Here is a 13000-nt window from a genome sequence, read left to right as displayed (position 1 = left end):
AAACGCCCGGTTACATTTCGAACCCGGAAGCTAAGCCTCACAGCGCCGATGGTACTGCAGGGGGGACCCTGTGGGAGAGTAGGACGCCGCCGAACAATCTTTGAAGGGCCCCTGGTCACCAGCGTTCAGCTGGGACCAGGGGTCCTTTTCTTTTTCCACTGCGCGTCGGGGTACCCGGCTGCGCGAGAATGACTTTGCGGTACAGCAGACAGGAGTCACCGATGTCCACCAACTCTCCCGACGAGCGTCCGGAGCGCGAGCAGCGTCGCCGGGACGATGGTGACCGCGGGGACCGTGGCGGCTACCGCGGGGGCCCGCGTCGCGGCAACGAGCGTGCCGGCTACGGCCGTCGAGACGACGACCGCGGTGGTTACGGCCGTCGTGACGACCGCGGTGACCGCGGTGGTGACCGGGGCGGCTACGGCCGTCGAGACGACCGCCGTGAGGGCGACCGGGGCGGTTACGCCCGCCGTGACGACCGTCCCGCTGGTCCGCGCCGCGACGACCGTGACGACCGGGGCGGTTACGCCCGCCGTGACGACCGTCCCGCTGGTCCGCGCCGCGACGACCGTGACGACCGGGGCGGTTACGCCCGCCGTGACGACCGTCCCGCCGGTCCGCGCCGCGACGACCGTGACGACCGTGACGACCGGGGTGGATACGGCCGCCGTGACGACCGTCCCGCCGGTCCGCGCCGCGACGACCGTGACGACCGGGGCGGATACGCCCGTCGCGACGACCGTCCCGCAGGCCCGCGTCGCGACGAGCGTCCCGCCGGCCCGCGCCGCGACGACCGTGACCGGGACCGTGGTTTCCGTCGCGACGGTGACCGTCCTTCCTACCGCCGCGACGGCGACCGTCCCTCTTACCGCCGTGACGACCGCCGTGACGACCGGCGTGATGACCGTCCCTCTTACCGGCGTGATGACCGGCGTGACGACCGGCGTGACGACCGGCGTGATGACCGGCGTGACGACCGGCGTGATGACCGCCGTGGCTTCCGGCGTGACGACGACCGTGGCGGTTTCCGCCGTGACGACCGTGACCGAGACCGCGGTTTCCGCCGTGACGACCGGAGTGACCGGCCCGACCGGCCCGAGCGCGGTGGCTTCCGTGGCCGGGACGACCGCGGGGACCGCGGCGGGTACGGAAGCCGGGACGACCGTCGTGACGACAGGCGCGATGACCGCCGTGACGACAGGCGCGAAGGCGACCGCGGTGGCTACGGGCGCCGCGACGACGACCGGGGCGGTTACGGCCGTCGCGACGACGACCGCGGTGGTTACGGGCGTCGTGACGACCGGGGTGACCGCGGCGGTGACCGTGGCGGCTTCCGCGGGCGGGACGACCGTGGTGGGCGTGGGCCCCGCCGGGACGACCGCGGCGGACGCCCCGGTGGCTTCCGGGGCCGTGACGACCGGCGCGGTGACGACCGGCGCGGTGGTGGCCGGTTCCGTGACGAGCGGGACCGCGACCGGGACCGCGAGCCGATCAAGCGGCTGCCGATCCCCGAGGACGTCACCGGCGACGAGATCGACAAGGACGTGCGTCAGGAGCTGCAGAGCCTGCCCAAGACGCTCGCGGAGGACGTCGCCCGGAACCTGGTGATGGCAGGCCGGCTCATCGACGAGGACCCCGAGGGTGCCTACGGCTACGCCAAGGTCGCTCTCCGGCTGGCGTCCCGGGTCGCCGCCGTACGCGAGGCGGCCGGCTTCGCCGCGTACGCGAACCAGAAGTACGAGGAGGCGCTCGGCGAGTTCCGTACCGCGCGGCGGATGACGGGCAACGTCGAGTTGTGGCCGGTCATGGCCGACTGCGAGCGCGGCCGCGGGCGGCCGGAGAAGGCGCTGGAGATGGCCGGCGCGCCGGAGGTGCACAAGCTCGACAAGGCCGGGCAGGTCGAGATGCGGCTCGTCGCGGCGGGTGCCCGGCGTGACATGGGCCAGCTCGACGCGGCGATCGTGACGCTGCAGAGCCCGGAGCTGGCCTCGAACTCCGTTCAGCCGTGGACGGCGCGACTGCGGTACGCCTACGCCGACGCCCTGCTCGCGGCCGGCCGTCAGGGCGAGGCGCGCGAGTGGTTCGCGAAGGCCGTCGAGGCCGACCGGGACGGCAGCACCGACGCCTCCGACCGGCTGGCCGAGCTGGACGGCGTGGAGTTCGTCGACGCGCTCGACGAGAGGGAGAGCGAGAGCGAGAGCGGGAACGAGGGCGGGCCCGAGGCCGCGCCCGCGCCCGCCGCCGACGAGGACCAGGACCAGGACCGGGACGATGACACGGACTGACGTCAGGTGCTGACGCCGGGTCGGTGAGACGAGGAAGGGCGGGCCCCGGCGGGCCCGCCCTTTTCCTTTGCCCTTTTCGTGCCGCGTGCCTGCGTGCCCGCGTGCCCGCGTGCCCCGGCACCGCTCAGACGTCGAGCGCCCGCAGGACCAGCCCCGAGGCCGGCTTGGGGCCGAACGACGTGGACTTCCGGGGCATGGTGACGCCCTGCCGGGCCAGGTCGCGGACGACCTCCTCGCGGACGGGGTGCAGCAGGACCGCCGTACCGCCGTCGCGTTCGGCCTTCTCCACCGTGGCGACCGTGTCGTGGATGTAGGCGATGTGGGCCGGGGAGTCCTCCGGGATTCCCCAGACGTGTTCGAGGAGGGTGGCGTGCAGGACCGTCGCGTCCAGGGTGCGCCAGGCGGCGGGCCGGTCGGCGGGCACCGTCCGGGCCAGCAGGTCCGGATCGGGGCGGTCCACCAGGTGGAAGGCGCCGTCCCCGGCGAGCAGGAAGGCGTTGCCCGCGCAGGCCGCGTCCGCGAGTGCCTCGAGGGCCTGCGCCAGGGGGACCTCCAGGTGCCGCACGCGGAACAGGCCCTCCAGCGCCGACAGCGCGTCGGCCACGGCCAGATGGTGCAGCAGGCGGTGGATGGCGCGGACCCGCAGCGGGTAGCGCGCGGTGTCGACGAGGAGGACCAGACCGTAGTCCCAGGGGCTGGGGGAGGGGTGCTCCGCGCGGAGACGGCAGTAGGTGGCCCAGCGGTGGTGCCCGTCGGCGATCAGGGCCTGGTGCCCGGCCAGGTCCTCCCGCACGGCGGCCACGTCGTCGGGGTCGGTGACGGCCCACAGGCGGTGGCAGAACCCGTCCTCGGTGGTCGTCGACAGCAGCGGGGGCCGTTCGGCGGTGCGTTCGACGAGCAGGGAGGCGAAGGCGGTGGAGTCGTGGCCGCGGTAGGTGAGCAGCAGTGGCTCCAGGTTCGCGGACGTCGCACGCATCAGCGCCGCGCGGTCCGCGACGACGTGCGGCATGACGTCCTCGTGGGGGAGGACCACGCCCTCCTCCGGGTCCGACACGCGCAGTGCGCCGATCAGGCCGCGCTGCAGCATCCCGTCGCCGTCGCGCTGCTCGTAGACGTACAGGCCGGGTTCGGCGTCGGCGGCGAGGACGCCCTCGGCCAGCCAGCGGCGCAGGGTCTCCGCCGCCTGCTTGTTGCGGGCACTGGGCGTCTCGGCCTGGGGCAGGATCAGGCGGACGATGTTGTAGGGGTCCGCGGACTGGAGGTGGTGCAGGCCGTCCGGGCGTACGACGACGTCGTACGGTGGGGACGTCACGGCGGCCAGACTGCCGACCCGGTCGGGGTCGTAGCGAAGGCCTCGGAACGGGGTGATGTCGAGGCCGCGGCCCGCCGTCGCCTGCGAAGGACCTGCTGTGTTCATCCCGGCATCGTACGTGGGCCGGCGGTGTGCGCGATGATCGGGGGAAACCGGCGACACGAGGAGCGATGCGGAATGAGCCAGGGCGTCAGGACGAGGCCCGAGGGCAGTGAGCAGGCCCTGAGCGAGGCGTACGACACGGCCCTGCTCGACCTGGACGGCGTGGTCTACGCGGGCGGGGAGGCGATCGCGCACGCCGTCGAGTCGCTCGGCACCGCCCGGACGGGCGGGATGCATCTGGCCTACGTCACCAACAACGCCCTGCGCACCCCGGACGCCGTGGCCGCGCACCTCACCGAGCTGGGGATACCGGCCGCGGGGTCCGACGTGGTCACCTCCGCGCAGGCGGTGGCCCGGCTGATCGCCGAGCAGGTGCCGGCGGGGGCGCGGGTGCTGGTGATCGGCGGGGAGGGGCTGCGGGTGGCGCTGCGCGAGCGCGGGCTGGAGCCGGTCGAGTCTGCCGACGACGACCCGGCGGCGGTGGTGCAGGGGTACGGCGGCCCCGAGCTGACGTGGGGGCGTTTCGCCGAGGCCTGCTACGCCATCGCGCGCGGCGTGCCGTGGTTCGCGTCCAACACCGACCTGACGATCCCCGGCGCGCGCGGGATCGCCCCCGGCAACGGCGCGGCGGTGGAGGTCGTACGGATCGCCACCGGCGCCGAGCCGCAGGTGGCGGGCAAGCCGCTGCCGCCGATGCACCGCGAGACGGTGCTGCGGACGGGCGCGCGGCGGCCCCTGGTGGTCGGGGACCGGCTGGACACGGACATCGAGGGCGCGTTCAACGGCGATGTCGACTCGCTGCTGGTGCTGACCGGCGTGACCGACGGGGCGCGGCTGCTCGCCGCGCCGCCGGAGCACCGGCCGACGTACGTGGACGCCGATCTGCGGGGGCTGCTCACCGGACAGCCGGACGTCACCCCGGCGGGTGACGGTTTCCGGTGCGGCGGGTGGACGGTAACGGCGGGTGCGGAGCGGCTGGAGCTGGACGGCGAGGGGCACCCGCTGGACGGGCTGCGCGCGCTGTGCGCGGCGGCGTGGACGGCGGCCGGGGACGGCGCGTGCGCACTGGACGCGGCGAAGGCGCTGGCGCGTCTGGGGGTGTGAGCCGCCCGGCCGGACGCGCCGTCGAGGCATTGGAGAGGTTAGGCTAACCTAACCCCATGTTGGTCGACCGTCCTCCCCGAGAGCGCGCGCCGGGGGCCGCGGCGCTTCCGGACCGCCGTGCGGTACGGGCCGCCGGGCTCCTGGCCTCCGCCGCCATCCTGGCGCTCGTCGCGCTGGCGAGCATCGCGATGGGCGCCAAGGACCTCTCCCCGGCCCAGGTCTGGCACGGGCTGTTCCAGGACTCGGGCAGGTACGGCGACGTCGTGGTCGGCGAGCGGCTGTCCCGGACCGTCCTCGGTCTGCTCGCCGGGGCCGCGCTCGGTCTCGCGGGGGCCGTGCTGCAGGCGCTGACCCGCAATCCGCTGGCCGACCCGGGACTGCTCGGCATCAACGCGGGCGCGTCGGCCGCCGTCGTCACCGCCCTCACGTACTTCGGCGTCACCAGCCTGAGCGGGTACGTCTGGTTCGCCTTTCTCGGCGCGGCCGCCGTGGGCGCGCTGGTGTGGTTCCTCGGCGGCGGCCGGGGCGCCACACCGGTACGGCTCGCCCTCGCCGGCACCGCGATCAGCGCCGCCCTCTACGGCTATCTGCAGGCCGTGATGATCACGGACGGCGCCGCGCTCGGCAGGATGCGCTTCTGGACCGTGGGGTCGCTGGCCTCCGCGGGCGACGGCACCCTCACCCAGGTGCTGCCGTTCCTCGCGGCCGGCACGGTCCTCGCCCTGCTGCTCGCCCGGCCGCTCAACGCCCTGGCGATGGGCGACGACACCGCCCGCGCCCTCGGGGCCCGGCCGCACCGCACCCGGGCGCTGGCGATGCTCGCCGCGACCGTGCTGTGCGGAGCGGCGACCGCCGCCTGCGGGCCGATCGTCTTCGTCGGGCTGATGGTCCCGCACGCGGTGCGCTCCTTCACCGGCCCCGACCTGCGCTGGATCCTGCCGTACGCCGCGCTTCTGGCGCCCGTGCTGCTGCTCGGCGCCGACGTCGTCGGGCGGATCGCCGCCCGGCCCGCCGAACTCCAGGTCGGGGTCGTCACCGCGATCATCGGGGGCCCGGTGTTCATCCTGCTGGTACGGCGGCGCAGGACGGCACGCCTGTGAGGAGCACTCCCGCCGGCCGGACCGGCCGCGCCGCCCGTGACCCGCGCGCCGCCGACAGCCGTGACACGCATGACCCGCGCGCCGCCGACAGCCGTGACCCCCGTGACCCGAGCGCCGCGGGCAGCCACGACCCCCGAGACCAGCGCATCGCCCGCGGCCGTGACACGCATGACCCGCGCGCCGCCCGCAGCCGCGCACCCCTGGGTCGGCGCGTCGTCCGCACCCCGGGCGGCCTGTCCTTCCGCGTCGACGTCCGGGTCTGCGCCGTCGTCGTCCTGTCGGCGCTCGCCGCCCTGGCCGCCGGTGTTGCGCTGATCGGCACCGGCGACTTCCCGATCCCTGCCGCGGACGTGTTGGGGACGCTGCTCGGCCACGGCAGTCCGGGCCAGGAGTTCGTCGTCCGCGAACTGCGCCTGCCGCGCGTCCTCGTCGGGCTGCTGGTGGGTGCCTGCCTCGGGCTCGGCGGCGCCCTGTTCCAGTCCGTCTCCCGCAATCCGCTGGGCAGCCCGGACGTGCTCGGGCTCTCGCAGGGCGCTACCGCCGGCGCGCTGGCCGTGATCGTCCTGTTCTCGGGCGACGCCACCGCGGTCACCCTCGGCGCGCTCGCCGGCGGTCTGGCGACCGGACTCGCCCTCTACCTGCTCGCCCGGAAACAGGGCGTGCACGGGTACCGGATGGTCCTGGTCGGCATCGGCGCCGGCGCCGTGGCCACGGCGGTCAACGGCTACCTGATCACCAAGGCCGACTTCGTGGACGCGGCGCGCGCGGTGGTGTGGATGACCGGCTCCCTGGACGGGCGCGACTGGAGCCAGGTCGGGCCGCTGCTCGCGCTGTGCGCCCTGCTCCTGCCGCTGGTCCTGGCCCACGCGCCCGGCCTGCGGATGACGGAGATGGGCGACGACGTGGCGTACGCCCTCGGGGTGCGCGTCGAGCGCGTACGGCTGCTGCTGCTCGGCTCCGCCGTGCTGCTCACCTCCGCCGCCACCGCCGCCGCCGGTCCCGTCGGCTTCGTCGCCCTGACCGCACCCCGGCTCGCCCGTCGGCTCACCCGCTCCCCGGGCCCGAACCTCCTGCCCTCCCTCTGCATCGGCGCCGCCCTGCTGGTCACCGCGGACTGGACCGCGCAGCGCGCCTTCGGCGCCGACCGGCTGCCCGTCGGCGTGGTCACCGGCGTGCTCGGTGGGGCGTACCTGCTGGTGCTGCTGGTCACCGAGCGCCGAGCGGGCCGGACATGAGCGCCTCACACCCCGACGATTCCGACCCCCGGAGGAGCCCCGTGAACCGCCTGTCCGCCGACGACGTCACCCTCGCCTACGACCGGCGCGTCATCGCCGAACGCCTGTCAATGGAGATCCCCGACCACTCCTTCACGGTGATCGTCGGCCCGAACGCGTGCGGCAAGTCCACCCTGCTGCGGGCGCTGTCGCGGATGCTCAGGCCGCGCGCGGGCCGGGTCCTGCTCGACGGGCAGGCCATCCAGTCGCTGCCGGCCAGGAAGGTCGCCCGCACGCTGGGTCTGCTGCCGCAGTTCTCGATCGCGCCCGACGCCATCACCGTGGGGGATCTGGTGGGCCGCGGCCGCTATCCGCACCAGGGCGTCCTGCGGCAGTGGTCCGCCGAGGACGAGCGGGTCGTGCGGGAGTCGATGGAGCGGACCGGGGTAGCCGGGCTCGCCGACCGGTACGTCGACGAGCTGTCGGGCGGTCAGCGGCAGCGGGTGTGGATCGCCATGGCACTCGCGCAGCAGACACCGCTGCTGCTGCTGGACGAGCCGACGACGTATCTCGACATCCAGCACCAGATCGACGTGCTCGACCTGTGCGCCGAGCTGCACGAGGAAGAGGGACGCACCCTGGTCGCCGTCCTGCACGACCTCAACCACGCCGCCCGCTACGCCACCCACCTCATCGTCCTCCGGGCCGGGAAGGTCGTCGCCGCGGGCGCGCCGAAGGACGTCGTCACGGCCGGGCTGGTGGAGGAGGTCTTCGGGCTCCGCTGCCAGGTCGTCGACGACCCGGAGACGGGGACCCCGCTGGTGGTGCCGGCGGCGCGTGCGGCACGCGCGCGCTCGGCGTTCGACGAGGCCTCCTGACCCGGGCGGCTACAGCAGCTTCCTGAGCCGGAACAGGTCGAACAGGCTCGCCTCCAGCCGCACCCGGCCCGAGCCCCAGGCCCTGGCGAAGTGCAGTTCGCCCTCGACCAGCGCCACCAGGTCGTCGCCGGTCATGGCGAGCCTGATCTGGGCGCTCTCGGCCGGCGGCCCCGTCAGCGTGCGGTGCACCTCTATCCGGCCGGCGGTGAGGAGACCCACGAAGGTGACGTCCAAATCGGTGATCAGGCAGCTCACGGAGCGGTCCATGGCCGCGGCGGCGCGAACGTCGCCCTCGGCGCCCCGCATGGTGTCCGAGAGCTTCTCCAGTGCCGTGCGGCACTCCTCGATCGTGGCCATCGCGACCGACGGTACCGCAGCGCTTCGGGGTAGCGTCGGGGCATGAGCGACTCCGCCTCCGCCTCCGCCCCGGCGGTCGAATCCGGACACGACGACACCGCCGAGCCCACCGGGTACGAGGACGCCCCCGCGCACGGCGCCGACGCCGTACGGGACGCCGGGGACACCGCCGCGGCCGGGGACACCGGCGAGCCCGGACAAGACGCCGCGCCCGGGGACGAGGACGACCCCGCCGCCCCGGCCCCGCTGAACGTGCCGCGCACCCCCACCGGCGACGCCGGCGTCGACACGGTCCTGGAACGGCTCGGCGACGCCGACCACCTCGCCACGGACGGTCATGTCGAGGTGTACGAGGATGTACACCGGGGTTTGCGCGACGCGCTCACCGCGCTCGACACCCGCCCGGGACCCCCGGCGCCCCCGGCGCCCGCACGACCTCTCGACAACAGGAGCTGAACCGAACGTGGCAGGAGTCGCACGCCGCCGTCTCGACGCGGAGCTGGTCCGCCGCAAGCTGGCGCGCTCGCGCGAGCACGCCAGCCAGCTGATCGCCGCCGGCCGGGTCACCGTCGGCAAGACCGTCGCGACCAAGCCCGCCACCCAGGTGGAGACCGCCGCCGCCATCGTCGTGGCCTCCGACGGCAGCGACCCCGACTACGTCTCCCGGGGCGGCCACAAACTGGCCGGGGCGCTGGCGGCCTTCGTCCCGCGGGGGCTCGTGGTGGAGGGACGGCGGGCGCTGGACGCCGGCGCGTCCACCGGGGGCTTCACCGACGTCCTGCTGCGGGCGGGCGCGGCGCACGTCGTCGCCGTCGACGTCGGATACGGACAACTCGCCTGGTCTCTGCAGAGCGATGAACGCGTGACCGTCAAGGACCGTACGAACGTACGCGAGTTGACGCTCGAAGCGATCGATGGGGAGCCTGTGGATCTTGTCGTGGGGGACCTTTCCTTCATCCCGCTCGGCCTGGTGCTGCCCGCCCTGGTGCGGTGCGTGAAGCCGGACGCCGACCTCGTGATGATGGTCAAGCCCCAGTTCGAGGTGGGGAAGGAACGGCTGGGGAGCGGGGGTGTCGTGCGCAGTCCCGAGCTGCGCGCGGAGGCCGTGCGCGGTGTGGCCGCGAAGGCCCGGGAACTGGGGCTCGGGGTACGGGGTGTCACCGCCAGCCCGTTGCCCGGCCCCTCCGGAAACGTCGAGTACTTTCTGTGGCTGCGGGCCGGTGCACCGGAACTGGACCCGGCCGATGTTGACCGTGCAGTGGCGGAGGGGCCGCGTTGACACAGACCCAAGCTCGAACCGTATTCCTGCTGGCCCACACCGGGCGGCCGGCGGCCGTCCGCAGCGCCGAGCTCGTGGTCAAGGGGCTGCTGCGGTGCGGCATCGGCGTGCGCGTGCTGGAGGCGGAGGCGCTCGACCTGCCGCTGCCGGACGAGGTGGAGCTGGTCAAGGAGGCCACCCCGCAGTGCCTCGACGGGTGCGAACTGCTCATCGTGCTCGGCGGCGACGGCACGCTGCTGCGCGGGGCGGAGTTCGCCCGCGCGTCCGGGGTGCCGATGCTCGGCGTGAACCTCGGCCGGGTCGGGTTCCTCGCCGAGGCCGAGCGGGACGACCTGGACAAGGTCGTCGACCGGGTGGTCAGCCGGGCCTACGAGGTCGAGGAGCGCATGACCGTCGACGTGGTCGTGCACCGCAACGGGGACATCGTGCACTCCGACTGGGCGCTGAACGAGGCCGCGGTGCAGAAGGTGTCCGCCGAGCGGATGCTCGAGGTGGTGCTGGAGATCGACGGGCGTCCGGTCACGGCGTTCGGCTGCGACGGGATCGTGTGCGCCACGCCCACCGGGTCGACCGCGTACGCCTTCTCCGCCGGGGGGCCGGTGGTGTGGCCCGAGGTGGAGGCGCTGCTCATGGTGCCGATCAGCGCCCACGCGCTGTTCGCCAAGCCGCTGGTGACCTCTCCCGACTCGGTGCTGGCCGTCGAGGTGCTGCCGCATGTGCCGCCGGGGGTGTTGTGGTGCGACGGGCGGCGGACGGTGGAACTGCCGCCGGGTGCGCGGGTCGAGGTACGGCGGGGGGCCGTTCCGGTGCGGCTCGCCCGGCTGCACCACGCCTCCTTCACCGACCGGCTGGTGGCTAAGTTCGCGCTGCCGGTGACCGGGTGGCGGGGGGCTCCGCACTAGGGGTGCGCCCCGGCACGGCTCCCGCGGGCCCCGCGTCGGCGGGGAGCAGTCCGCAGCTCGTCCGGAAACGGGGACGACCGGATCACCCTCGCGAAGGCGGGGACGCACTGGTGAACGACCGGCCCGGCCACCGGTGACGGTCCGGGGCTTCCCCGGACGGGTGGGGCGCGTCGCGCGACACGAGCGAAACCTCGTATGGTCGGGTTCGTGTTGGAGGAGATGCGGATACGGTCGCTCGGAGTCATCGACGACGCGGTCGTCGAGCTGTCGCCGGGGTTCACTGCGGTCACGGGCGAGACGGGCGCGGGCAAGACCATGGTGGTCACCAGCCTGGGGCTGCTGCTGGGCGGGCGCGCGGACCCGGCGCTCGTCCGGATCGGCGCCGAGAAGGCGGTCGTGGAGGGACGGGTCGCCGTACCCGCGGGCGCCGCGGCCGTCGTACGCGCCGAGGAGGCCGGGGCGGAGCTCGACGACGGGGCGCTGCTGATCAGCCGTACCGTTTCCGCCGAGGGGCGCTCCCGGGCCCACCTGGGCGGGCGCAGCGTGCCCGTCGGGCTGCTCGGCGAACTCGCCGACGACCTGGTGGCCGTGCACGGGCAGACCGACCAGCAGGGGCTGCTGAAGCTGAACCGGCAGCGGCAGGCCCTCGACCGGTACGCCGGGGACGCGGTCGCCGGGCCGCTCGCCAAGTACGCCGAGGCCTACCGGCGGCTGCGGGCCGTCTCCGCCGAGCTGGAGGAGATCACCACGCGCGCGCGTGAGCGGGCCCAGGAGGCCGACATGCTGCGCTACGGCCTCGAGGAGATCGCCGCCGTCGAGCCGCGGGCCGGCGAGGACGGGGAACTGGCCGAGGAGGCGGAGCGGCTCGGGCACGCGGAGGCCCTCTCGTCCGCCGCGACGGCCGGGCACGCCGCGCTCGCGGGCAATCCGGAGGATCCCGAGGGCATCGACGCGGCGACCCTCGTCGCGGGTGCCCAGCGGGCCCTGGAGGCCGTGCGCGCGCACGATCCGGCGCTGGCCGCGCTCGCCGACCGGATCGGGGAGATCGGGATCCTGCTGGGCGACGTGGCCGGGGAACTGGCCGGGTACGCCGACGACCTGGACGCCGATCCGCTGCGGCTGGCCGCGGTGGAGGAGCGGCGGTCGGCGCTGACCGCGCTGACCCGGAAGTACGGCGAGGACGTGAACGCCGTACTGGCCTGGGCCGAGCAGAGCGCCGCCCGGCTGACCGAGCTGGACGGCGACGACGAGCGGATCGGGGAGCTGACCGCCGAGCGGGACGCCCTGCGCGCCGAACTGGGCGGTCTGGCCCAGGGGTTGACGGACGCCCGGACGGAGGCCGCCGAACGGTTCGCCGCCGCCGTGACCGCCGAGCTGGCCTCGCTCGCGATGCCGCACGCGCGCGTGTCCTTCGCCATCCGGCAGACCGAGGACCCCGAGGGCGTCGAGGTCGGCGGGCGCACGGTCGCCTACGGGCCGTCGGGCGCCGACGAGGTCGAGCTGCTGCTCGCCCCGCACCCCGGGGCGCCGCCCCGGCCGATCGCCAAGGGCGCCTCGGGCGGCGAGCTGTCGCGCGTGATGCTGGCCGTCGAGGTGGTGTTCGCGGGGACGGACCCGGTGCCGACGTATCTCTTCGACGAGGTCGACGCGGGCGTCGGCGGCAAGGCCGCCGTGGAGATCGGGCGGCGGCTGGCCCGCCTGGCGAAGACCGCGCAGGTCGTCGTGGTGACGCACCTGCCGCAGGTCGCCGCCTTCGCCGACCGGCAGCTGCTGGTGGAGAAGACCGACGACGGTTCGGTGACCCGGTCCGGCGTGAAGGTGCTGGAGGGCGAGGACCGCATCCGCGAGCTGTCCCGGATGCTGGCGGGCCAGGAGGACTCGGAGACGGCCCGCGCCCACGCCGAGGAACTCCTGGCCACGGCCCGCGCGGACCTGTAGCCGGACCGGCACCGGGCGGACTGTGGCGGGGGGCCGGAGGCCGAGCGGACGCGCAGTGCCGGGCCGGGGCCGGGCGCCGCGACGGCCGCGGGAGTGCCGCCCGACACCTGGCGCGGCGGCTGGGGCGCTCGTGCACGCGTGCCGTGGCGGCGTGGCTGGTGCGGGGAGGCATGAGGGCTCACGGGCAGTGGCCGGAGCGGGAGGAGCGCCCGGCCCTTGCCCGTGGTGGGCGACTCGGGACGACTCGGTGCCCGCACACTCCGGCCGGTGGGAGGAGCGCCCGGATCTCGCGCAGCCCTGGCCGGTGCGGAGGAGCGCCCGGGCCTCGCGCGCTCCGGTTGGGGCGAGGGAGCGGTGGTCCGCGTGCGGCTGGTGGGAGAGGGGCGCTTGGATTCCGCGTATCCCGGCCGGTGGGAGGAGCGTCGCCCGGGCCTCGCGCAGCCCTGGCCGGTGCGGAGGAGCGCCCGGGCCTCGCGCGCTCCGGTTGGGGCGAGGGAGCGGTGGTCCGCGTGCGGCTGGTGGGAGAGGG

At 74.8% G+C, this 13000-nt stretch carries 11 protein-coding genes, 1 rRNA gene and 1 pseudogene; 11 read left to right on the top strand and 2 right to left on the bottom strand.

Going from position 1 to position 13000, the window contains the following annotated elements; translation table 11 throughout:
• The 3 genes from rrf to ACIPM1_RS15185 all read left to right on the top strand — a co-directional run.
• Positions 1 to 95 (top strand): 5S ribosomal RNA (rrf, locus tag ACIPM1_RS15195); the annotation flags it as partial.
• A 199-nt stretch (positions 96 to 294) separates the two neighbouring features.
• Positions 295 to 1608 (top strand): hypothetical protein, encoded by a 1314-nt coding sequence (locus tag ACIPM1_RS15190; RefSeq protein WP_402434013.1) that lies wholly within the window; start codon positions 295 to 297, stop codon positions 1606 to 1608.
• Complete coding sequence (locus ACIPM1_RS15185; protein ID WP_402434010.1) at positions 1500 to 2285, top strand: hypothetical protein; 786 nt, start codon at positions 1500 to 1502, stop codon at positions 2283 to 2285. Before ACIPM1_RS15190 ends, ACIPM1_RS15185 begins: the two co-directional genes overlap by 109 nt.
• Positions 2286 to 2409: 124 nt before the next feature.
• Here ACIPM1_RS15185 and ACIPM1_RS15180 read toward each other — a convergent pair whose 3' ends face one another.
• Positions 2410 to 3702, bottom strand: coding sequence for a DUF1015 domain-containing protein (locus tag ACIPM1_RS15180; RefSeq protein WP_402433980.1), 1293 nt, complete (start codon positions 3700 to 3702; stop codon positions 2410 to 2412).
• Between the two features lie 72 nt (positions 3703 to 3774).
• Here ACIPM1_RS15180 and ACIPM1_RS15175 point away from each other — a divergent pair, with 72 nt between their 5' ends.
• The 4 genes from ACIPM1_RS15175 to ACIPM1_RS15160 all read left to right on the top strand — a co-directional run bounded on the left by ACIPM1_RS15175 (position 3775) and on the right by ACIPM1_RS15160 (position 7995).
• On the top strand, positions 3775 to 4803 hold the full coding sequence (locus ACIPM1_RS15175; protein WP_402433977.1) for an HAD hydrolase-like protein: 1029 nt from the start codon (positions 3775 to 3777) through the stop codon (positions 4801 to 4803).
• A 56-nt stretch (positions 4804 to 4859) separates the two neighbouring features.
• On the top strand, positions 4860 to 5903 hold the full coding sequence (locus tag ACIPM1_RS15170; protein WP_402433974.1) for a FecCD family ABC transporter permease: 1044 nt from the start codon (positions 4860 to 4862) through the stop codon (positions 5901 to 5903).
• Positions 5904 to 6103: 200 nt separating this feature from the next.
• Positions 6104 to 7138, top strand: a complete 1035-nt coding sequence (locus tag ACIPM1_RS15165) for a FecCD family ABC transporter permease (protein ID WP_402434007.1) — start codon at positions 6104 to 6106, stop codon at positions 7136 to 7138.
• The gene (locus ACIPM1_RS15160; protein WP_402433971.1) at positions 7135 to 7995 is read left to right on the top strand and encodes an ABC transporter ATP-binding protein; all 861 of its coding nucleotides are present in this window, start codon (positions 7135 to 7137) and stop codon (positions 7993 to 7995) included. Before ACIPM1_RS15165 ends, ACIPM1_RS15160 begins: the two co-directional genes overlap by 4 nt.
• Positions 7996 to 8004: 9 nt before the next feature.
• On the opposite strand, the gene ACIPM1_RS15155 is transcribed toward ACIPM1_RS15160, so the two are convergent.
• Complete coding sequence (locus tag ACIPM1_RS15155) at positions 8005 to 8352, bottom strand: sterol-binding protein (protein ID WP_402433968.1); 348 nt, start codon at positions 8350 to 8352, stop codon at positions 8005 to 8007.
• A gap of 216 nt (positions 8353 to 8568) precedes the next feature.
• Here ACIPM1_RS15155 and ACIPM1_RS15150 point away from each other — a divergent pair.
• The 4 genes and pseudogenes from ACIPM1_RS15150 to recN all read left to right on the top strand — a co-directional run.
• Positions 8569 to 8808: pseudogene (locus ACIPM1_RS15150) on the top strand (hypothetical protein); the annotation flags it as partial.
• 7 nt (positions 8809 to 8815) lie between these two features.
• The gene (locus ACIPM1_RS15145; protein ID WP_356193357.1) at positions 8816 to 9631 is read left to right on the top strand and encodes a TlyA family RNA methyltransferase; all 816 of its coding nucleotides are present in this window, start codon (positions 8816 to 8818) and stop codon (positions 9629 to 9631) included.
• Positions 9628 to 10533, top strand: a complete 906-nt coding sequence (locus tag ACIPM1_RS15140; RefSeq protein ID WP_356193355.1) for an NAD kinase — start codon at positions 9628 to 9630, stop codon at positions 10531 to 10533. Before ACIPM1_RS15145 ends, ACIPM1_RS15140 begins: the two co-directional genes overlap by 4 nt.
• 195 nt (positions 10534 to 10728) lie before the next feature.
• Positions 10729 to 12471, top strand: a complete 1743-nt coding sequence (recN, locus tag ACIPM1_RS15135) for a DNA repair protein RecN (RefSeq protein WP_402433963.1) — start codon at positions 10729 to 10731, stop codon at positions 12469 to 12471.
• Positions 12472 to 13000: the final 529 nt, after the last annotated feature.

It is taken from the genome of Streptomyces sp. NPDC086766, assembly GCF_044746005.1.
Taxonomy (GTDB): Bacteria; Actinomycetota; Actinomycetes; order Streptomycetales; family Streptomycetaceae; genus Streptomyces.
The sequence above is the reverse complement of the archived record's forward strand: the minus strand, read 5'-3'. Positions and strand labels throughout refer to the sequence as shown.

Bases quoted from the DNA above. Each gene is read 5' to 3' on its own strand.
- ACIPM1_RS15175 (WP_402433977.1), top strand. From the start codon at position 3,775: ATGAGCCAGGGCGTCAGGACGAGGCCCGAGGGCAGTGAGCAGGCCCTG.
- ACIPM1_RS15155 (WP_402433968.1), bottom strand. From the start codon at position 8,352: ATGGCCACGATCGAGGAGTGCCGCACGGCACTGGAGAAGCTCTCGGAC.
- ACIPM1_RS15180 (WP_402433980.1), bottom strand. From the start codon at position 3,702: ATGAACACAGCAGGTCCTTCGCAGGCGACGGCGGGCCGCGGCCTCGAC.
- ACIPM1_RS15160 (WP_402433971.1), top strand. From the start codon at position 7,135: ATGAGCGCCTCACACCCCGACGATTCCGACCCCCGGAGGAGCCCCGTG.
- ACIPM1_RS15170 (WP_402433974.1), top strand. From the start codon at position 4,860: ATGTTGGTCGACCGTCCTCCCCGAGAGCGCGCGCCGGGGGCCGCGGCG.
- recN (WP_402433963.1), top strand. From the start codon at position 10,729: ATGGTCGGGTTCGTGTTGGAGGAGATGCGGATACGGTCGCTCGGAGTC.